The following is a 20,018-nucleotide window of genomic DNA, read 5'->3' as shown; positions in this document are numbered from 1 at the left end:
ACCAATCTGAATATTTCGACAACGCACACCCCTCCCATCTCACCGACAGGGTATTTGGCAACCGTTGCAAGTTCAATCGTGATTGCAGCAGATTTTCCGTTCAAATTCAGTTTGTTGACTGAAGGTGTTGCCGGTTCGCCACATTTATTTATGAGTTTTATACTCATGTTGAAATGTGTAATGAGTTCTGTATAGTGAAATTCAGTTGATCCGGTCACCGGCGGCTGGGGCAAGCATGAGCCGCAACCGGTGACAGGGTCGTCTCTCCCCAACTGCTCGTGGGCAAGGCTTTTCCAGCTCGCGCAGTCATAAACTCATCAGGATCAAGAGATGAAACCGACTCGTATTGCGACGATGCTTGGCAGCACCGCCGTGCTCACCGTTTCACAGATGGTTACCAGCATCGCATGGGCTCAAGATGCAGGAACCGGAACTGCTGCTGACGTAACTGTCCTCGATACGATCCTCGTGAGCGGCGAAAAGATTTCGCGCAGCCTTCAGGAGACGGCCAGCTCGGTTGAAATCATTACGGGGGAGGATCTGGAAACACGGCCGGATGAGGAAAATGTCCAGAGCGCCATTCAGGACGTTCCCAACGTCTACTATCCCGGCACGGCAGGCGTTGCGCCGATTATCCGCGGGCAGGATACGCAAGGGCCGAACACTGGCGCGGTCGCGTTTTATTCAGGTACCGTTCCTCGGGCGTCCATCAACATTGACGGACACTACCAGACCTATTTCGAAACGGTGTTCGGTGCGACATCGATCTGGGATGTGGACCAGATCGAAGTGTTCCGGGGCCCACAGACAACGTCTCAAGGTGCGAACAGCATCGCCGGTGCGATCATCGTCAAGACCAAGGATCCCACGTTCACGCCGGAAGGTGCGCTGCAGGCTGAATACGGCAGCTACAACACTCACCGTGTGTCGGGCATGCTGAGCGGACCGCTGAGCAGCCAGCTCGCCGCCCGTGTCGCGCTGGACTACTACGGCCGTGACACGTTCATCGACTATATCAATTCAAGCTTCACGGATGACGAAACCAACCTCGACATCATGTCCTTTAATGGACGGGCGAAGTTGCTCTATACGCCTGACGCCATTCCGGGTCTGACGGCAAAGCTCACCTATGCGACAGCTCAGAACAATCAGCCGACATATGAAGCTGCGACGGTCCAGCCCTACGACCGGCTTGAAAACAGCCAGGCAAACGTGCCGAGCTTCTATTCCCGTTCACACACCGGGATCGCCGACCTTTCCTATGAGTTCGAAAACGGAATTGTCGTCAGCAACGTCACCCAATACACCGATCTGGAAGTGAAGCGGAGCGTCGAAACAGTCGGCAACGGCGATGCGACCATCGACCAGCAGAACTGGTCGAACGAGACCCTGGTGAACTTCGGAACGCAAGACAGCACTTTCAGTGGTGTTGCGGGCCTTTATGCAGCTCATACACAGTCAGACGAAACCCTGCTCTTGCCTTTCAACGGTTCGCCGGATTTCGAGGATTCCAAGACCAATCTGGGTGTATTCACCGAGATCGATTACCGGATCAGCGATGCCTGGACCCTGACGGGCGGCTTGAGGTTCGAGAGCGACCGGATCAAGCGCACCGGCCTGTCGTCGACGGTTGCGCCCAGGCCCGTGGATTTCGATTACGACGAGACCTTCAACGCGCTTCTGCCGAAGATTGCACTCGCCTACAACATCACGCCGGACGTTACCGTGGGCGGCCTTGTCAATCGGGGTTTCAATCCAGGTGGTGTTGCCTTCGACTTCCTGAACGGACAAGCCCTGCCGTTCAAGGCGGAGACGTCCTGGAACTATGAAGTTTTCGGCCGTGCCAATCTTCTGGACGACAAACTGTTTGTGTCCGCAAACCTGTTCTACACCGACTATCACGACTCCCAGCGTTACTTCCAAACGGTGTTGCCTGGCAGCAGCGTGACGCAGCTCCTCACGTTGAACGCGGAAAAGGCCCACGCCTATGGTCTTGAAGTGGCGATGAGCTACCAGGTCCTGGACAATCTGCGTGTGAACGCCAATGCCGGTGTGCTTCAGAGCGAGATCTCCGAATTCGATACGCTGCCGTCGGTCGAAGGCAATGAATTCGGCAAGGCTCCGGGCTATATGCTGGGCTTTGGTGTGGACTGGAGTGTGCTGGAAAACCTGACCCTCTCGGCAAATGTCGAGCATTTCGACGGGTACTATTCGGACGATCTCAACACGCCGGCTTTCCAGGTCGATCCCTATACAATCGCGAATGCACGGGCAACCTACCAGGTCCACGATCATTTCCAGCTTTATGGCTACGTGAACAATATCTTCGACGAGCGTGTTCCGACCTATCTCGAGAACCGGCCGGGAGTCGCTTCCTTCGCCACCATGACGGCACCGCGCATGTTCGGCATTGGTGCAAAGGCAACGTTCTAAATCAGGCTTCACGACACAATTCTGCCGGTGGCACGGGGTTCCCCCGCCGCCGGCAGAATATTGATTGCCTGAGAAACTTAGCCGTTTAAATATCTGTCTGGCGCGAACCGATTTTCTGCGCGAGAGGGGTGGGGAGTGGCTGCATCAGCCTGCCTGCCTGAATTCCAGAATGCTGACGGGGCTGGCCGTCGGAGTTATGGAAGAAGTCTCAAAACCTGCCTTCGCCAACAGTTCGATAAATTCGTCCGCCGTCCGCTCCCTGCCGCCGAGCTGCGTCATCATGAAGATATCCTGGGACGATCCGCGGGCGTCGGCAGCAGCGTCGCTGGTCATCATGTCGATCAGGTAAAGGCGTTCTTTTCCGCTCAGGGATTGGCTGGTGTTCTGCAGGATGGTGATCGCAGCTTCGTCGTCAAAGTCATGGAAGACCCGGCTGAACAGATAAACATCGGCATCACCTGGTACATGCTCGAAGAAGGATCCGTTTTGGGTAGTTGCCCGGCCGTTTGACCGCATCTGCTCGAACAGCGGATCGTGGTCTTCGACACCGCGCGGAAGCTCGAACAGAGTTCCCGTGGTTTCCGCGTTCCTGTCCAGAATTTGTGCCAGAAATGACCCGTTGCCGCCGCCGACATCCATGATCCTGGTTCCTGGTGCGAATGCCAGTTTGTCGACGACGACAGCACCGATGCCTTTTGAGGCCCCGTTCATCTGGTCGTCGAACCGTTTTTGCGCTGCCTCATCCTGTGCGTGCCAATCGAAAAACGCGGAGCCATGGGCCAGATCGAAGGCAGTCGTACCGGTTCGCAGTTGTTCGGGCAGGTTTTCCCAGCTTCGCCAGAGCAACGGGTCGAGTTCACAGGCCACCCAGTTGCGCAGGCTCTGCGGATGCCCCGACACGAGGTGGCGGGTGACAGGGGAGGGGAGGTAATGCCCCTGGGCATCCAGGGAAATCACCTCTTCATTGACCAGGTGCCTGAGCACTCGTTCCAGGAGACGGGGCTTTGTTCCTGTGATTTCCGCAAGCTCTCCCAGCGATCTCGCCCGCTCGACCAGAAGGGCGGGTATCCCGAGTTCGACAAGAGCACGAATACATTGAGACGTACGATATGCCGTGATCTGTGCCATCAGCTTGAAGGGCGGAACGGGGGCCGGGTGTTCGGAAGGTGTGGAAGCTGGTGCTGTCAATTTCGCAATCCTTGTAAATGAAAATTTGCCGGAGGGTCCGGCTCAATGGAGGGCAGGGGAGGGGCGCTGGCTGTCAGGCGCCCAGGGTTGCGCCTCCATCGACCACGATGTCCTGCAGCGTGATGTGCCCGGCCTTGTCGGATGCAAGAAACAACACGGTCTCGGCAATATCGTCGGTCGTGCCTACCTTTTGCAGCGGAATGCCGAGTTTGAACCGATCCGGTTGGCCCGCGACCAGCTGCCTGTAGCCGGATGCTCCACCCGCCATCTCGCGCAGCATCGGCGTATCGGTTGAACCCGGCGAGACAAGGTTGCAGCGGATGCCGAAGGGCGCGAGTTCCAGACCGATGCAGTGGCTGAGGCTCGCCATCGCCGCCTTGGACGCGCAATAGGCAGTCATGCCCGTGCGCGGCACATGCGCCGCGTTGGAGGCAATGTTCACGATCGCCCCGCTTTGCCGTTCCTTGAACACCGGTATCCATTGGCGCAGCAGGTAGAACGGTCCGCTGACGTTGACGTTCATACAGGCCTGCCAATCCTCTAGCGACAGATCCTCCGCCGCCCCGGTTCGCAGGACACCGGCGGCATTCACCAGGATGTCCGGGTACCACCGGTCCGTCATGAGCCCGCTAGAGATCTTTTCAACCTGACGGGCATCGGCAAGGTCGGCTGTGAGAATGCGAAATGGCAGGGTGTTGTCGCCGGCCTGTCTGTCGAGACCAAGGACCGTGGCACCCTCGTCACAAAACCTTTCGGCGATGCGCCGACCGATGCCGCTTGCGGCACCGGTTACGAACACGCGCTTGCCTGCGAACTGCCGAGTTGACATGTCGGAGCGCTCTGCTGTGTCAGGCTGCAAGGCGCTTGCTTTCAATGAGCGCCCACCAGCCGTTCAGGGTCGGGACACGCGCCAGTTCGTCAAAGCCGACCACAATGCCGCGTTCCTTCAGTTCACTGGCAAGTTTCATGACCTGAATGGAATCGAGGCCATAGAAAATCAGGTTTTCTTCCGGATCGAGATCGGCGTCGTCTTCGATGAGCTCCAACACGCGGCTGTGCAGCCAGTCCCGCATCGGCTCAGACTTCTGGGCTGCACCGGTGAGGCTTGCCGTATCTGTGACCGCACCACAGCGGGTTGCGACATATTTCAGGGCCATCTTGTGTTCGGCCTCGGAAAAATCGGCAACCGCATCGCCAATCATGAAGGCCTGAATGTCGTTCATGAACGCATCCGCAACAGTCATCAGGCAGCCGATGTGTGCGTAGATGCCACCGACGATCAGTTGATCGCGGCCAAGGGATGCCATGCGGGCCTTGAGGTCGGATCGTTGAAATGCACTGTAGCGCCATTTCGTCAGAACCACGTCGTTTTCGCCGGGCTCCAGTCCCTTGACCACCTGCTGCAGGGCCGGGTCGGCCACGGTCAGGCCGGGGCCCCACATGTCGTTCAGGAGTGCTCGGTCTTCCGGCGGCTGGTCATGAGGCTGAGCCGTGTAGATGACCGGGACGTTGTTGGCGTAGGCCCAGTTGCGAACACGCTGCAGGTTGGCGATCAACCGCGTCATCAGTTCGCCGTCGGCGTTGTAATACCGCAGGAAATAGTCCTGCATGTCGTGGATCAGGAAGACAGCGCGAGCGGCATCCGGTTTCCAGCCGGTCTTGTTCGCCGGAAAGTCCTTCGGCATCGGGTAGTCGGAAATTGTCGGGATGGTCATTGGGAACCTCTACTGTGTCAGAGCGGGAGTGAATTTCTGCGCGAGATCCGTGCGCAGTTTCTTCTTGTCGGGTTTGCCGAAGGCTGTGAGGGGGATGGCGTCCGCAAAAGTGAAGCGGTCAGGCAGCTTGTAGTCGGCAACTCCGTGCGACATCAGGTGCCTGCGAAGAGCAAGCGGCTTGATGCAGGAGTTGTCCGAGACAATGACAGCGCAGCTTTTCTCGCCGAGTGCCGGATCCTGGATGGCGACAAGGGCCGCTTCACGCACATCAGGATGAAGCAGAAGCAGGCTTTCCACTTCTTCCGCGGCTATCTTCTCGCCGCCCCGGTTGATCTGGTCCTTTACCCGTCCGACCACCCGCAGATAACCTTCACCGGTGCGGCACACCAGGTCACCGGAATAGTAGAACCCGTCCTCATCGAAGACGTCGGCATTGTGTTCCGGGCTTCGAAAGTAGCCGCGGAAGGTGTAGGGACCACGCGTCGCAAGTCTGCCCGTTTCGCCGTCGGAAACAGGTTGCCCGTCTTCTCCGACAATCTTGATTTCGTCATCAGGGCTGATCGGGCGTCCCTGGGTCGTGAAGACAAGCTCATCCGGATCATCCAGACGGGTGTAATTCACCAGTCCTTCCGCCATTCCGAAGACCTGTTGCAGCTTGCAGCCAAGTATCTGAGGAACCAGACGCGCGTGGGACTCGGGAAAATGTGCGCCGCCCACCTGCAGGAGTTTCAGGCTCTCCAGCGCATTGCGATGATCAGGCGCTGCCTGAAGCCAGAGATTGACGGCGGAAGGCACAAGACCGGCCATGGTCACCTTGTGTTTGCGAATAAGCTCGAAACAGGCAAGAGGTTCCGGATTGGGGGCGAGCACGACGCAGCCACCGGCATGGAACACTCCGAGTGCACCCGGTGAACTGAGCGGAAAGTTATGCCCGGCCGGCAACGCGCAAAGAAACCGCGTTTCGGGTGTCAGGTCGCAAATTTCCGCGCTGGCCCTGACGCTGTAGTCGTAGTCGTTGTGCGTGCGTGGGATCAGCTTCGGTGTACCCGTGCTGCCGCCGGACAGCTGGAAGAAGGCGACTTCGCCTGGGGGGGTCGGGCCGTAATCGGGGGCAACGCCGTCCGGAGCACTTTCGATCCAGTGTGACAGGCTGGAGGCGGGATCTGCTTCGTCCATAAGAAGAACAGTGAGAGCACCGTCCTGCATTTCCTGCAGGCTGCCGATGAAGTCTTCCGTCCTGAACAGCTCATGATGGCGGCTGGCGATCAGAAGTTTCGGCTCGATCTGCCGGGCATAGGCCGTCATCTCGTGACGTCGATGGCTGTAAAGCGCGTTGACCGGTGCAATGCCGGCCTTCAGCAACGCAAAAAAGGCGATGTAGAACTCGGCGAGGTTTGGCAGCTGCACCAGTGCGGTGTCACCGGGGCCCAACCCTTTTGCCGCCAATCTTGCAGCCAGATTGGAGGACAGCCGGTCGAGTGCGTCATAGGAAAGGGTTCGTTCGCCGCACACGATCGCCGGCGCGGCGGGACGCGTTTGCCTTTGTTGATCCAGAATTCGGGTCAATGGCTGATCGGTCCAGTAAGCACAGGAGCGGTAATGCGCTGCCAGTTCCTCTGGCCAGCGCTGAAATTCGACGTTCATTGGAAAACCTGATTGTTTGATAAGGTCAGGGGCTCAGGCGGCGAGGCCGCAAGCCTTGAGCATGGTGCTCAGTTTGGTCTGGACTTCGGCCCATTCGCAGTCCGGTTGAGAGGCCTCAACGATGCCGGCACCTGCGAAAAGCCGCACCACGTCACGCTCAACGATGCCGCAGCGGATGGTGATGGCCCATTCGCCGTTGCCCTCGGCGTCGCACCAGCCGACAATTCCGGTGAAAAGCCCGCGCTCGAACGGTTCGACAAACCGGATGAGACGGTGAGCCAGCTCTGTTGGATATCCGCAGACAGCAGGCGTCGGATGCAGGAGGCATGCTAGCTGCAACACGGTCATCGACGGGTCGTTCAGCTGTCCCTCGATCCTGGTGGACAAATGCCACAAAGCCGCTGTGCCAAGAAGCGACGGCTGATCCGGCACATCGATCTGTGAGCAATAGGGTTGCAGCAATCGGTGAATGTCCTCGACGACCAGCCTGTGCTCGTAGCGATCCTTTTCGGAGCGAAGCAATTCAGTGCCGGCGTCCCTGTCGGCGGCGAGTTCGGGCAGGCGTCTGGTCGACCCCGCTAGCGGGTTAGACGTGAACGAGCGGCCGTTCTTGCGAATGAGCAATTCCGGACTGACGCCGATCAGCTCGCTGCCATCCGGAAGTGGCACCTGGAACTGATAGCCGTCGCTGTTCTGGGCCCGCAGGCTTGTCATGAGCCGCTCGACATCGACAGGCTCTGCAAATTGCAGTTCCCGTATGACCGAAAGGACGGCCTTGCGGACATCACTGTGCTGGAAGTTGACGATGGCGTGTTGGACGGCCCGTTTGAAGCCGGCCTCATCCGGATAACTCCGCTGCGCGAGCAGCTCCGGCATGATGCGTTTCGTGACAGCGCCTCCGTTCGGCTCCTTGCAGGTGCGCCATTCATGGCGTTCAGGCACGTAGAGGCAGGACACCTCACCGAGATCGAACGGAATGGCACCAACGACAATCGGGTTTGCCTGGCCAGCATTGCGGGCGCGTTCCAGGGCTGCGCCAACCGTGGCCTGAAACAGGTCGCCCGAAGTTTTTCCGGTCCGGGCCGGGACGGCAATCCGCTCGCGAATTCCATCTGCATGCAGTTCGTTTCCGCCTGAAGTGAACAGAAATTTTCGCTTGGGATCAGGCTGGATGGCCACGTCTTCGTGACGCATCACTCTCGCTCCGGTTGCCATGGAGCATCTCCTATATGAATGGTTGACCTGCTTCAATACTTGAGTATGATACTCATGTTTTGTCAACACCAAAAGTCGCAATGAAAAATCTTACACCCATGCAGGCCGCTTACTGGACCGGGCGCGAAGCCAAGGGCTTCCTCGGAAATGTATCAGCTCATCTTTATGTGGAATTCGATGGCAGCAACATCGATCCGACCCGGCTGGAGGGCGCGCTTCGCAAACTCTATGAGACGCATGCCATGCTTCGCATGCAAATCACGGTGGATGGCCGACAAGTCATTGGAAAACCGGAAGAAAGCCTGTCTTTCGAGGTTGAGGACCTGAGCCGTCTCAAGCCGCAAGCACTCGCCCATCGACTGGCGGAAAAGCGGGAAAGCTGGACCAGTCGATCGCTGGACCTTGCCAGCGGAGAGACGTCCGCATTCGGACTTAGCCTGCTGCCCGATGGTGCAAGCCGTTTGCATGTCGACACGGATATGGCGGCGATCGACCCGCCGAGTTTCTGCCTCCTCATGGAGGACCTTGCCCGGTACTACGAAACGCCCTCATTGCCGGCCGAACCCGGGGTAAGCAGCTTTTTCGACTGGCTGGACGCCAAAGCCGATGATGCGGATTTGCACAGGCGTCAGCAGGAAGACAAGCGCTGGTGGCAAGAGCGTCTGGATGACATGCCGCCGGCTCCCGACCTGCCGGTCGTTGCCGCTGGCCAACGGGTCAAAAGCGGCAGGCTCGCCGCCTATCTGTCGCCTGCTGAACGCAGATCACTGGAAGAGACCGCGCGCCGGCTGCGCGTGACGGTGTCGGCGTTGATGCTGGGGTTGTTCGCCGCCGTTGTGGGCGGGGTCACCGGCAGCGGCCGTTTTCGTCTCAACGTGCCGATGTTCTGGCGTGCTCCTTACACCGCCGGTGTCGAGCGGCTTGTTGGAGACTTTTCCAGCACCCTCATTCTGGCGGTCGATCTACGGCCCGGGGAGACCTACGAAGAGGTTTGCAAATCTCTGGCCGGCAGTATGCTGGACCTGCTCGCCCATTCTGCCTATCCGGGTGTCAGCGTGATGCGTGATCTGTCGCGCCATCAACGGTCCCTGCAGTCTGCGCCCATCGTGTTTACCTCCGGCCTCGGTCTGCCGGGGCGAGGCCTCTTTTCCGAACGTGTCCGCGAGGTTTTCGGATCGATGAACTGGGCCGTGTCACAAGGGCCGCAAGTTGCCCTGGATGCCCAAGTTGCGGAACTGGACGGTGGTATCCTGGTCAACTGGGATATCCGCTATGATGCACTGCCCGAAGCCTGGGTCGATGCCGCGTTCAAGAGCTATGAGCGGCTCGCGAGGAAAGTTGCGGCCGACCCGCGGTCACTTGGCGAACTGGCTGTTTGCAACGTCATGACGTGCGGTTCTGCAAGACGGCCGGCCACATACACCGAAGACATGCTTCTGGAACTGTTGAACCGACTGGCGCCGGGCAGAGTGACTGGCAGTGATGCTGACATGCATCTCCCTATCCGGGATTTCGGACTGGGCGAGGGCGATCTTGCGGACTTCGTCACCTTTCTCAATCGTTACATTCCGTCTGCAGCCATTGCACCGGAGGACATTGGTCCTGCGAGCACAACGGCCGCCCTGGCATCCCTGATCAACGATCGCTCCGGCAAGGCGTCGGACAGCATCGCACGCGCTTTTCTGCAGGCGGTTGGCGCAAGCAGCCGGATTTCGCTTGCAGCTCAACCTGCCGAATAGATCCGCTGGAGACATCATGACATCCGAACTGACGTCGCTGCAGCGCGCGTACCTCCTTGGCAGAAGCGAATATGTGCCTCTAGGCGGCGTCGCGATGCAGGAGTTTCGCGAGTATCGCGGTCGTTTCAACCTCGCTCTTCTGGAGCGCCGACTGCTCCATCTGGCAGAGCGATATGACAGCCTGCGGACGGTTGTCGATGGCCAAAGCCAATCGAGGCACGTCCTGGCAACGCCGCAGGTCGATTTCCTCCGCATCGATCTGTCCGACCAGACGCCGGAAAGTGCTGAGCAAAAGATCGCCGAGTTGAAGCAGGGGTTTACCCATGAGCTGTTCGATCTGACTGCACCGCCCTGGCGGATCGTCGCGTTCCAGCTGCCCGAAACGGCCGGCAATACCGGAGATGACTGTGCAATCTTCTTCCGGTTCGATGCGCTGATCCTGGACGGTTTTTCCATAGCTGCGCTGATGGTTGAACTGTTCGAGGATCGACAGATCGAATCCGCGGCAAGCTTGCCTGTTCCTTCTGCCATACAGCCGATCAAGAGCCAGAACGAGGCTGATGCAAACTACTGGAGGGCCAAGCTCCGGTCTTACGAAGGCGTGCCGAAGCTTCCCTGGGCGAAATCTCTGGAGACCATCGGAACCTCTCGCTATGCGCGCGCCGGTTTGACAATCGATGTAGCGCGATTCCGCAAGCTCACGCGCATGGGGGCAAAGGCGGGCCTCTTTCGCAATACGGTGCTGTCAGCCGTGATCCTGGAAGTTCTGTCGCACTGGTTGAGCGAAGGGAGCCTTCATGTCGGTGTACCGGCGGCCCTGCGAACGGAAGGGGGCTACCTAAACGGGTCGACGTTCTTTGCCGCCGCTTGGGACGGGCAGGGAACAGACGATTTTATTGCCAGGGCAAGGGCCTTGCAGGACGACGTTCTGGAGGGGCTGGATCACCTGTCGTTTTCCGGCGTCGACATCAGCCGTTTCCTGATGGATCTCGGAGGTGGTGCAAGTGGTGTCGCCCTGCCGGTTGTCCTCACGAACGGGCTGTCCTGGCCAGTGCTCTCGTCCGATGCGCACGTTCGCCTGCATGACGGACTGACACAGACACCGCAGGTCGCATTGGACATTCGCCTGGGTGCGTTGGCCGACGGAGGCCTGGCGATCGATATCGATCATGCCGTCGAAGCTATCGAGCGCACCGTCGTTGATGACATTCTGGCAGCAATCGACAGGGCCGTAACCGCCATCTGCGAAAGCGATGAGCTTCAGGTCGAAGCGCGAAACGTGCTGGATTTCGACCACTATCAGTTCAACATGCCGGAGGAGACTTATGCCACCTGCGGGTTCCTGAGGCGCATTGCCGACAACATGTTTTCAGCACCGCCGGAAAACGACGCGCTCGTCTGCGGTGCCCATCGGGTCTCCTATGCAGAGCTCGGCAGGGGCGTGCACAAGGTGCTGGCGTCTCTCGCGGCCCGAAACCTTCAAAAGGGAAATGTTGCGGTTCTTGCGCTGCCGCGTTCTCCTGAACAGACGATGGTGACGCTGGCCTGTGCGCTGCGTGGGGTAACCTGGGTTCCCGTGGATGCTTCTGCCCCAGAAGAGCGCAGAAAATTTCTCTGCGACAATTGCAAGCCAAACCTTGTCGTCGGAACGCAGCCGGTTGAGGGCTACGACGTCGTTTCTGCCGAGACGCTGCTGCAGGGAGACCCCTCCGGCGACGTATTTGACTTCATGCCACCGCTTCAGGAGCTTTCGTCCAGTCCGGAGGCTGCGTACTATCTTTATACGTCAGGCACGACCGGGAAACCGAAATGCGTCGTGCTGTCCAACCGATCGACCGACAACGTCATCGGCAGCACCAATGCGGAGTGGGAAATCACTTCAGATGACATCTTCATTTCAGTCAGTCCATTGCATCACGACATGTCTGTCTACGAGGTCTTCGGGTGTCTGACCGCTGGCGGAACGCTGGTTCAACCCGCTGAAGGCGAGGAGAAGGATGCGGTTCGGTGGAACCAGCTGATTGACGCGCACGGCGTAACGATCTGGTCGTCGGTTCCGACAATCTTCGAGATGTTGCTTTCCTGCCGTCAAGAGCCGGAACTTGCCAAGCTGCGCCTGATCAACCAGGGCGGCGACTACCTCAAACCGGCGGTGATCGCAGAAGTAAGGCGCAGCAACCCGGCTATCCGACTGAGTTCAATCGGCGGACCGACCGAAACCACGATCTGGAGTATCTGGCACAGGATCTGTCCGGAAGATACAGGCAACATACCTTATGGCCGACCGCTGCCGGCAAACCGGTATTTCGTGCTCAACGAGAAAGGCGAGCACTGCCCTGTCGGTGTTGTTGGCCGTATCCATTCTTCGGGTGTGAACACGGCGCTCGGATATCTGGAAGACGGCGAGTTGCGGCAGCATGACTTCGTCATGATCCGGGATGAGCACGGAGAGCCGGTTCGCGCATTCCGGTCTGGAGACCGGGGGCGATACAGGCGCGACGGACTGATCCTGTTCGACAGCCGCGTTCAGGGCTACGTCAAGGTGCGCGGCGTCCGCATTTCCATGCCTGACGTCGAGAATGAACTTGTAAAACACCCTGACGTCGCCCGCGTTCTATTGACGGATCTTGGAGACGAACGTCGTGGGGAAACCGAATTGGGCGCCCTTTATGAACCGGTTCCAGGAAGCGGACTTTCCGATGCGGACCTTCGGCATTTTGCAAGACAGCACCTGCAGGAATCCCACGTTCCCGCGTACTTTTTAAAGGTGGATAGCATTCCGCTTTCTGCCAATGGAAAACCGGATCGAAGGGCTGCGAGGCAATTGCTTGCAGATTTCCCTTCCAGACAACCGGTGCCGCAAAGGAAAACATCCACGGCAAACCGTCGGCTTCTCGACATCTATCTGGAGGTCGTCGGCTGCGGATCAACGTCAGCCGTAAATGGGGCTACCGACTTCCTGTCGATGGGGCTGTTACCGTCGCATCTCAAGACGATCGCTCAGCGCATCTCCGACGAATTCGGCGTCGCTTTGCCGCCAAAGCAACTTCTCATGTGCCGAAACGCGAACCAGGTGGAGGAACTCGTTTCCCGAGAGCTGCCTTGATTGGCCTCAAGACGTTCCGTTTTCCAACCTTGCGAATAATTCCGTCGTCATTTGACATCGAAAAAGGAGTTTCGTTCATGCCGGACATCGGTCCAACCGGTGAGATGCCGCTGACGCTGCCACAGCTCGACTTCTGGGAAGAATTCACCTTTCATCCCGACCAGCCCGTGTCGACGGTCGCGCATTACATCGAGCTTGAAGGCGACATTGACGAGCTTGCGTTGACCAGGGCGATCACACGCACCATCCGGGAGGCCGAGATCCTGTCGGCACGGTTTCGGGTGAGCCCGGATGGTGGAGCGCCGGTTCAGGTCTGTGATCCGGAATTTCTGCCCGCGCTTGTACAGGTGGACTTGCGCGAGGAAGCCGAGCCAATGGAAGTCGCCAGAAAGCGGATGGAAACCGATCTGGCCGCAAAACTGGATTTGCGGCACGATAAACTGTCGGCGCATGCGCTTTACCGCGTCGGGGAGAGAAAGTACCTCTGGTACATCCGCGCTCACCATATCATCGTCGATGGCTATGGTCTGGCGCTGATCGAACAGCGTTGTGCCGAGCTTTACAACTATTATCGCGGCCAGGGCGATGCCGGTCTGCCTTTCCATCCGCTGGCAAGTTTCCTGTCCGAAGAGGCTCGATATCAGGAGAGCCGGCAGTGGAACGACGACAAGGCGTTCTGGTCGGAGTATTTCGCAAGAGCCTCCGACATCGAAGTTCTGGAGCGGGGAGATGAAGACTATGGTGGCCCCGGGTATCACGCTCAGGTTTCTCTAACTTCGGAGTTCACGCGAAACCTGCAGGCAACCGCTGCGACGGTTGAAATTGGCTGGCCGGATCTCCTGACGCTGCTCTGCGGTCTCTATCTTCTGGCCGAACGGCCCGGTCGGCAGATGCCGCCCGAGAATGCGTTGACACTCTGGCTTCCATTCATGAGCCGGTGGGGCAGTGTGGGGGCGCATTTGCCGGCGCTGCTGGTCAACATTCTGCCGTTCCGGATGGAGGTGAACAGAACCGACACCCTGGCAGATTTTCTGAAAGGCTCGGCTGCTGAGCTGAAACGCCAAAGGCGGTACAGCCGCTACCGTATCGAGCAGATATCACAAGACCAGAGGCTGACGGATGGCAGCCGGTACTTCTTCTCTCCCCTGATCAACGTACTGCCCTTCAATGCACCGGCTTTCACCGGTTGCAGGTCTCGCCGCCATATTCTTGGCAGTGGACCCGCTGACGGCTTCAATCTCACTTTCCGAGGAGAGGATGACGCAAGCAACCTGACCCTGTGCCTGGACGCCGATCCCAGCCTGATGAGCAAACAGGCTTTCAGCGAACACGAAAAGAAACTGCCGTCATTCCTGTCAGATGCACTTCAGCCGGAATGGCTGACACGACCGGTCGGCGATGTCCTTGGAACGACCTGCTCGTCCGCTCTGTTTGACGCAGCTGTACAGCGATTTCCGATGTAGTGACGCGTCATCGAGACTGACTGCCTTTGGGAGGGGAGGGCAGCGTCCGCTGAAAAACAAGTGGCAAGCCGGTCGGATACGAATTGGACTACCGGCCAGGTGGGGGCGCGAAACTCTCTGTTATGGCCATTGTGGCAGGCCAGACAATCCTGGTCTTGTGGCTGTTGTCGCGCAGCACTTGCAGAACTTCCCTCGCGATTGTTCGCCCGAGCTGCTCCAGATCGATCTCGAATGCCGTTACCGGCGGGTTGAGGAAGCGAAGGAGCTTGCTTCTGCGGAGTGTTGCAACCGACAGGTCCTTGCCCGGTGAGAGCCCGGCTTCCTGAAGGGCCGAGTAAACGCCAAAGGCCATCAGTTCGTAGTTCAGCAGCAGCGCTGTCGCCCGGTTGGGCATTTCCAGGATCTGGCGGGTCACCTGATTGCCGCCGGACTCGCTGACTTCACACTCGAAGATCAGACCGGGATCGAATTCCAGCCCCGTTTCGGCAACTGCGGTTTCATAGGCTTCGCGCAACACACTGGCGATGTTGGATCGGGTCGGCGGCACGGTAATGGCAATGCGTTTGTGCCCGAGGGCCACCAGCTTGCGGATTGTCTGATCGACATATCCTTCGAAATCGAGATCGATCCAGGGGTGCTGGTCTTCCAGGCGTGACCGTCCGAGTGTCAGGAACGGGAGCCGTGACTTGAGCAGGAACTCGATCCGCGGATCGTTCTTCATGGTCGCGGTTACAACAATGGCATCCGCCGTGCCACGCGCGATAACGCGTTTCAGAAACTCCGTCGGATCATTGGCGGAATGGCAAGGCAGGATGATGAGATCATAGCCCTGGTCGTCGAGTTCGGCCTGCATGGCGTCAATCACGCGCATGAAGAAGTTGTCGCCGCTCCTGAGTTCCGACTGCCCGGTTTCAAGCATGAAGGCGATTGTCTGCGTTGTTCCACGACGCAGCGAGCGGCCCGAAGCGTTCGCACTGTAGCCGAGTTCAACTGCGGCATTGAGCACACGCTCTCGGGTCTTTGCGTTTACATCCGGCTTGTCGTTCAGCGCTCGCGAAACGGTTCCGATAGAGATCCCAAGATGTTGCGCGAGGTCTTTTATGTTCAAGGACAGGGGCTCCTGAAAAGATTTCCGAAAACGTTTACGAAACTTCTTGACACAAAGTTCCATCGTAATCTAGCGTCGTAAACGTTTACGGAGCCCGGAAAGACGAAAGGTCACAACCGCGCCCGATGGGAGGAAATCACATGCAGACCGCCGTCATGGTGGGGTGCGGAGCCATGTCCGAGGGCTGGCTACGTGCACTTCAGGACATCAACTCTTCCGGCAAGAGGGTCGAGATTGTCGGCTTTGTCGACCTTGACACGGACCTTGCGCAAAAACGTGCTCAGACTTCCGGCTTCGGCAATGCAGAGGCCGGAAACGATCTGACGGAACTGCTGTCCAGGCTGAAGCCTGACCTCCTGTTCGACATCGTCGTGCCATCCGCCCGCAACGAGGTGGTGACCCAGGGCTTTGCTGCCGGCTGCGATGTGCTTTCCGAAAAACCGATGGCGAACTCGCTGGATGAGGCAAAAGCGCTGCTCGACGTGCGACGGGATCAGGGCAGGTTGCATGCGGTAATTCAGAACCGCCGGTTTCTGCCCGGCATCCGGCGTGCAAAACAGTTTCTGGACCAGGGTGGCATTGGGCGGATTGCGGAGGTCCATTGCGACTTCTTCATCGCACCGCATTTCGGTGGGTTCCGGGAGGAGATGGATCATGTGCTGTTGCACGACATGGCAATCCACACTTTCGACGCGGCCCGTTTCGTCGCCGGGCTGGAACCGCGCCGGGTCTTCTGTCACGAGAGCAATCCGTCCCATTCCTGGTACCGCCACGGAGCCAGTGCCGCCGCCATCTTCGACTGCCATGACAATGTGACCATGACCTATCGCGGTTCGTGGTGTGCGGAAGGTGCGCGCACGGACTGGGAAGCCTCCTGGCGGATCATCGGATCGCGCGGAACTCTTTTGTGGGACGGCAACGAAGGCTTCCGAGCCGAAATCGTGAAAGCGGCCGAAGGCTTTCTGTATCCGCTGGAAGAGGTCGAAGTGCCCGAATTGCCCGCATCGCTGGAGGCCACCGGCCATGCAGGCGTCATCGCCGATTTCCTGGATGCGCGCGAGACCGGCAGGGCCGCTCTCACGGATTCCGCCGACAACATCCGCTCACTCGCCATGACATTTGCTGCAATCCGGAGCGCCGAGGAAGAGCGCTTCGTTGAGATAGATATCTGACCCGAGGACATTCATTCATGAGCAATCCTGCAAAATCCATTCGCATCGGAACGATGATCGCCGCCACGGGCGGAGACGCTGCGAAGCGGATCGATGAAATCGCCGATCTCGGATTTGAAAGCTTCGAGCCGTTCTTCTGGCAGACGACCAAAGGGCAGGACCTGGCCGAGCTCGGCAAACGCTGTGTCGAGGCGATCGGCGACCGGGACATCACCATCTCGACCCTGGGCATGTTCGGGAACCCGCTGGAAGATCAGCCGCTGGACCGGGACACCCTGCAGGGATGGAAGGACTGTATCGATAACGCCCATCACTTCGGCGCCACTTGCGTCGCCGGCTTTACCGGCAGGATCCGTGGCAAGCCCCTGGAAGACAGCCTGCCCAAATACAAGGAAGTCTGGTCGGAGCTGGCAAAACGTGCCGCTGACAAGGGCGTGAAAATTGCCTTTGAAAACTGCGCCATGGACGGCAACTGGCAGACCGGCGATTGGAACATCGCCCATAATCCGGATGCCTGGGAACTGATGTTCAACGAAACGACGGACGACAATCTCGGCCTGGAATGGGAGCCTTGCCACCAGCTTGTCTATCTGATCGATCCGTTGCCGCAGATCCGCAAGTGGGCCGACAAGATCTTTCACGTGCACGGCAAGGACGCCACGGTCCGCCATGATGTCATCCGGGAACACGGCATCTTCGGAAAACATCCGTTCGTCTTCATGCGTACGCCGGGTTTTGGCGATAGCAACTGGACAGACATCATCAGCGAGCTGCGTCTTGCGGGTTATTCAGGCTCAATCGACATCGAGGGCTGGCACGATCCGGTCTATCGCGACGAGCTCGAAATGACCGGCCAGGTGCATGCGCTCAACCATCTGAAAACTAGCCGGGGCGGTGCCTTCATACCGGGAACCGGCAAATACGAAGGCGGCGATCCCTCACTGACCTAGGGCAACGCCGTCCGTCATTCATGTCGCATACAGGGAGGAGACCCAACATGGACTTGAAATCAATAGCATTGGCAACATCCGGGCTGATCGCGCTGGCTTCAACCGCCGTTGCCGATCCGGTCGAGCTGGATCTGTGGACCATCGACGACCCGGGCGAATATCACTACGTCATGGCCGACGAGTTCATGGCCAAGCATCCCGACATCAAGATCAACGTGCGGACCGTACAGTTCGAGGACATGGTCAATGACCTCGCACGCGGCGTGGCGACTGGCGATGCTCCCGACATCACCTATATCGACAATCCGGAAGTGGCGCTGTTTGCTTCTCGCGGACTGTTGCTCGATTTGAAACCCTATATCGAGCAGTCCGATATCGTGAATGCCGACAACATCTTCCCGGGACCGCTGTCATCGGTCAGCTACGAGGGGGGCATCTATGGCATTCCGCGTGGGGCGAATACGATCGCTCTCTATTACAATGCCGACATGTACCGTGCGGCCGGGCTCGACCCCGACAACCCGCCACGCACCTGGGACGAGCTTTACGAAGCAGCCAAGGCGCTGACCAAGCCGGAAGAGAATATCTACGGCCTCGCTTTTTCTGCGGTTGCGACCGAAGAGGGCACTTTCCAGTTTCTGCCCTGGCTGCAGATGACCGGTGGGGATTACGACAACGTCGACACGGACGGGGCGGTACGAGCGCTTTCACTCTGGAAGAAAATCCTCGACGAAGGACTGGCCTCGCCGGACACGCTCATCCGCGGTCAGTGGGACAGCACCGGTACTTTCAATGCCGGGACCGCCGCAATGTCGATCTCAGGACCCTGGGAACTGCCCCGGATGAGCTCGGAAGCCAAGTTCGATTTCAGGGCTGCGCTCCTGCCCGCACCGGACGAGGGGGCAGACCGTGCCTCGGCGCTGGGGGAGGGCGACAACGTCATTCTGGCCAGCACCGACAATCCGGACGAAGCCTTCCTGTTCCTGGAGTTTCTCTATGACAACATGGACCGCGTCTGGAATGAATTTGGCTACCTGCCGGCTTCCAAGGTCGAGGTGAAGGATCCCAAGTATCCGGAAATCTATGCGGTCTTCGAAGAATCGATGAAATATGCCCGCAACCGCGGACCTCATCCGCAGTGGCCGCGCATCAGCAAGGCGATCCAGACCGCAATCCAGTCGACACTGACCGGTCAGGCAACGCCTGAAGATGCTCTCGCTGCCGCGCAGACCAGCATCGACAAGGTCCTGAAGTAGGGTCTGTTCAGGCGGGGTTTTGCGATGTTCGCCCTGCCTTGGGGTGTGTGCTCGCGAGCCGTCCGACCGGACGGGAGCGCACACCCTTTTTCATCCGCCATGGAGGAGGAGACGGATGCTCAACTTTACCAGACCGTTCCGGGACGGGGCCGGTTTCGACACGATCCTCGTGACGCTGGCACTCGGGTACTTGGTTCTGTTTTCCGGTTTTCCGCTCGTTTACAACCTCGTCATGTCGTTTCAGGAAGTGGATCTGTTTTCACTCGGAACCTTCGACAGGCCCTATGTCGGTCTCGACAATTACGTTGATGTGCTGTCACGTCCCGAGGCCTGGGGCATCTTCCTCAACACCGTGAAATTCGTCGGCATCTCGGTCGCAGCGCAATTGTCCATCGGATTTGCCCTGGCAATGTTCTTTCAGCAGAATTTTCCGGGAAGCACCTGGCTGCGCGGGTTGTTTCTGGCAGGCTGGATCATGCCGGCTCTTGTTGTCGGCGCTGTCTGGAGCTGGATCCTGGCAGGGGATTTTGGCGTTCTCAACCATGTCCTGTTGTCTCTCGGCCTGACCGGTGAGCGTATCTTCTGGCTGTCCGACCCGAACGTGGCCCTTTATTCGGTCATCCTCGCCAATATCTGGCTGGGTGTTCCGTTCAACATGATCCTGTTGTCCGTCGGACTGGCGGGAATTCCGGAGGATATCTACGAAGCCGCCGAAATGGATGGTGCGAATGCCATCCAACGGTTTTTCACCATCACCTTGCCAATGATGCGCGCCCAACTCGGAGCGGTGATCTCACTGGGTGTCATTTTCACCCTTCAGCAGTTCGACCTGTTTGCAGCCCTCACGCAGGGCGGTCCGTCGAATGCTTCCAATGTCTTCCAGTACTGGAGCTGGCAATTGTCATTTCAGTACTACGAGATTGGCGTCGGTTCGGTGATTTCGGTTCTGATGATCCTGTTCGTGATTTTCGTTGCCGCGGTCTACGTGCGGTCCACGCGCCACGAACAGCTAGCTTGAGGCGTCGAGCG

The 20,018-nt window shown here is 58.6% G+C and carries 14 protein-coding genes; 8 read left to right on the top strand and 6 right to left on the bottom strand.

Features of this window, described 5'->3' with window-relative positions:
* Positions 1–330 precede the first annotated feature (330 nt).
* A complete protein-coding gene (locus HCG46_RS24915; protein WP_168687757.1) occupies positions 331–2,433 on the top strand; it encodes a TonB-dependent receptor in 2,103 nt (700 codons plus the stop codon).
* Between the two features lie 144 nt (positions 2,434–2,577).
* Here the strand turns inward: HCG46_RS24915 and HCG46_RS24910 are convergent, their stop codons facing one another.
* The 5 genes from HCG46_RS24910 to HCG46_RS24890 all read right to left on the bottom strand — a co-directional run bounded on the left by HCG46_RS24910 (position 2,578) and on the right by HCG46_RS24890 (position 8,174).
* Positions 2,578–3,621: a methyltransferase gene (locus tag HCG46_RS24910; protein WP_168687756.1), complete on the bottom strand. Its 1,044-nt coding sequence runs from the start codon at positions 3,619–3,621 to the stop codon at positions 2,578–2,580.
* 73 nt (positions 3,622–3,694) lie between these two features.
* The gene (gene dhbA, locus HCG46_RS24905) at positions 3,695–4,450 is read right to left on the bottom strand and encodes a 2,3-dihydro-2,3-dihydroxybenzoate dehydrogenase (protein WP_168687755.1); all 756 of its coding nucleotides are present in this window, start codon (positions 4,448–4,450) and stop codon (positions 3,695–3,697) included.
* 19 nt (positions 4,451–4,469) lie between these two features.
* Positions 4,470–5,336, bottom strand: a complete 867-nt coding sequence (locus HCG46_RS24900; RefSeq protein ID WP_168687754.1) for an isochorismatase family protein — start codon at positions 5,334–5,336, stop codon at positions 4,470–4,472.
* Positions 5,337–5,345: 9 nt separating this feature from the next.
* On the bottom strand, positions 5,346–6,980 hold the full coding sequence (locus HCG46_RS24895; RefSeq protein WP_168687753.1) for a (2,3-dihydroxybenzoyl)adenylate synthase: 1,635 nt from the start codon (positions 6,978–6,980) through the stop codon (positions 5,346–5,348).
* Between the two features lie 33 nt (positions 6,981–7,013).
* Positions 7,014–8,174, bottom strand: coding sequence for an isochorismate synthase (locus HCG46_RS24890; RefSeq protein WP_286185528.1), 1,161 nt, complete (start codon positions 8,172–8,174; stop codon positions 7,014–7,016).
* 101 nt (positions 8,175–8,275) lie between these two features.
* Here HCG46_RS24890 and HCG46_RS24885 point away from each other — a divergent pair, with 101 nt between their 5' ends.
* The 3 genes from HCG46_RS24885 to HCG46_RS24875 all read left to right on the top strand — a co-directional run bounded on the left by HCG46_RS24885 (position 8,276) and on the right by HCG46_RS24875 (position 14,503).
* On the top strand, positions 8,276–9,934 hold the full coding sequence (locus HCG46_RS24885) for a condensation domain-containing protein (protein WP_168687751.1): 1,659 nt from the start codon (positions 8,276–8,278) through the stop codon (positions 9,932–9,934).
* Between the two features lie 16 nt (positions 9,935–9,950).
* Positions 9,951–13,040 carry an AMP-binding protein gene (locus tag HCG46_RS24880; protein ID WP_168687750.1) on the top strand — a complete coding sequence of 1,030 codons (3,090 nt, stop codon included), beginning with the start codon at positions 9,951–9,953 and terminating at the stop codon, positions 13,038–13,040.
* A 77-nt stretch (positions 13,041–13,117) separates the two neighbouring features.
* The gene (locus tag HCG46_RS24875) at positions 13,118–14,503 is read left to right on the top strand and encodes a condensation domain-containing protein (RefSeq protein WP_205838676.1); all 1,386 of its coding nucleotides are present in this window, start codon (positions 13,118–13,120) and stop codon (positions 14,501–14,503) included.
* Between the two features lie 88 nt (positions 14,504–14,591).
* Here the strand turns inward: HCG46_RS24875 and HCG46_RS24870 are convergent, their stop codons facing one another.
* On the bottom strand, positions 14,592–15,611 hold the full coding sequence (locus HCG46_RS24870; RefSeq protein ID WP_075281880.1) for a LacI family DNA-binding transcriptional regulator: 1,020 nt from the start codon (positions 15,609–15,611) through the stop codon (positions 14,592–14,594).
* Positions 15,612–15,751: 140 nt separating this feature from the next.
* On the opposite strand from HCG46_RS24870, the gene HCG46_RS24865 reads away from it, so the two are divergent.
* The 4 genes from HCG46_RS24865 to HCG46_RS24850 all read left to right on the top strand — a co-directional run bounded on the left by HCG46_RS24865 (position 15,752) and on the right by HCG46_RS24850 (position 20,007).
* On the top strand, positions 15,752–16,783 hold the full coding sequence (locus HCG46_RS24865; protein ID WP_152507769.1) for a Gfo/Idh/MocA family oxidoreductase: 1,032 nt from the start codon (positions 15,752–15,754) through the stop codon (positions 16,781–16,783).
* Positions 16,784–16,800: 17 nt separating this feature from the next.
* Positions 16,801–17,733, top strand: a complete 933-nt coding sequence (locus tag HCG46_RS24860; protein ID WP_168687749.1) for a sugar phosphate isomerase/epimerase — start codon at positions 16,801–16,803, stop codon at positions 17,731–17,733.
* Positions 17,734–17,780: 47 nt separating this feature from the next.
* Complete coding sequence (locus HCG46_RS24855; protein WP_168687748.1) at positions 17,781–18,989, top strand: sugar ABC transporter substrate-binding protein; 1,209 nt, start codon at positions 17,781–17,783, stop codon at positions 18,987–18,989.
* A gap of 115 nt (positions 18,990–19,104) precedes the next feature.
* A complete protein-coding gene (locus HCG46_RS24850; protein WP_168687747.1) occupies positions 19,105–20,007 on the top strand; it encodes a sugar ABC transporter permease in 903 nt (300 codons plus the stop codon).
* The last annotated feature ends 11 nt before the right edge of the window (positions 20,008–20,018 follow it).

Origin of the sequence: Labrenzia sp. PO1, from assembly GCF_012273635.1 — a bacterium.
Classification (GTDB): domain Bacteria; phylum Pseudomonadota; class Alphaproteobacteria; order Rhizobiales; family Stappiaceae; genus Roseibium; species Roseibium algicola.
The sequence above is the reverse complement of the archived record's forward strand: the minus strand, read 5'-3'. Positions and strand labels throughout refer to the sequence as shown.

Excerpts from the sequence above, each read along its gene's own strand:
- HCG46_RS24860 (WP_168687749.1), top strand. The coding sequence starts at position 16,801 with ATGAGCAATCCTGCAAAATCCATTCGCATCGGAACGATGATCGCCGCC.
- HCG46_RS24915 (WP_168687757.1), top strand. The coding sequence starts at position 331 with ATGAAACCGACTCGTATTGCGACGATGCTTGGCAGCACCGCCGTGCTC.
- HCG46_RS24895 (WP_168687753.1), bottom strand. The coding sequence starts at position 6,980 with ATGAACGTCGAATTTCAGCGCTGGCCAGAGGAACTGGCAGCGCATTAC.
- HCG46_RS24890 (WP_286185528.1), bottom strand. The coding sequence starts at position 8,174 with ATGCGTCACGAAGACGTGGCCATCCAGCCTGATCCCAAGCGAAAATTT.
- HCG46_RS24885 (WP_168687751.1), top strand. The coding sequence starts at position 8,276 with ATGAAAAATCTTACACCCATGCAGGCCGCTTACTGGACCGGGCGCGAA.
- HCG46_RS24855 (WP_168687748.1), top strand. The coding sequence starts at position 17,781 with ATGGACTTGAAATCAATAGCATTGGCAACATCCGGGCTGATCGCGCTG.
- HCG46_RS24865 (WP_152507769.1), top strand. The coding sequence starts at position 15,752 with ATGCAGACCGCCGTCATGGTGGGGTGCGGAGCCATGTCCGAGGGCTGG.
- HCG46_RS24900 (WP_168687754.1), bottom strand. The coding sequence starts at position 5,336 with ATGACCATCCCGACAATTTCCGACTACCCGATGCCGAAGGACTTTCCG.
- dhbA (WP_168687755.1), bottom strand. The coding sequence starts at position 4,450 with ATGTCAACTCGGCAGTTCGCAGGCAAGCGCGTGTTCGTAACCGGTGCC.
- HCG46_RS24875 (WP_205838676.1), top strand. The coding sequence starts at position 13,118 with ATGCCGGACATCGGTCCAACCGGTGAGATGCCGCTGACGCTGCCACAG.
- HCG46_RS24850 (WP_168687747.1), top strand. The coding sequence starts at position 19,105 with ATGCTCAACTTTACCAGACCGTTCCGGGACGGGGCCGGTTTCGACACG.
- HCG46_RS24880 (WP_168687750.1), top strand. The coding sequence starts at position 9,951 with ATGACATCCGAACTGACGTCGCTGCAGCGCGCGTACCTCCTTGGCAGA.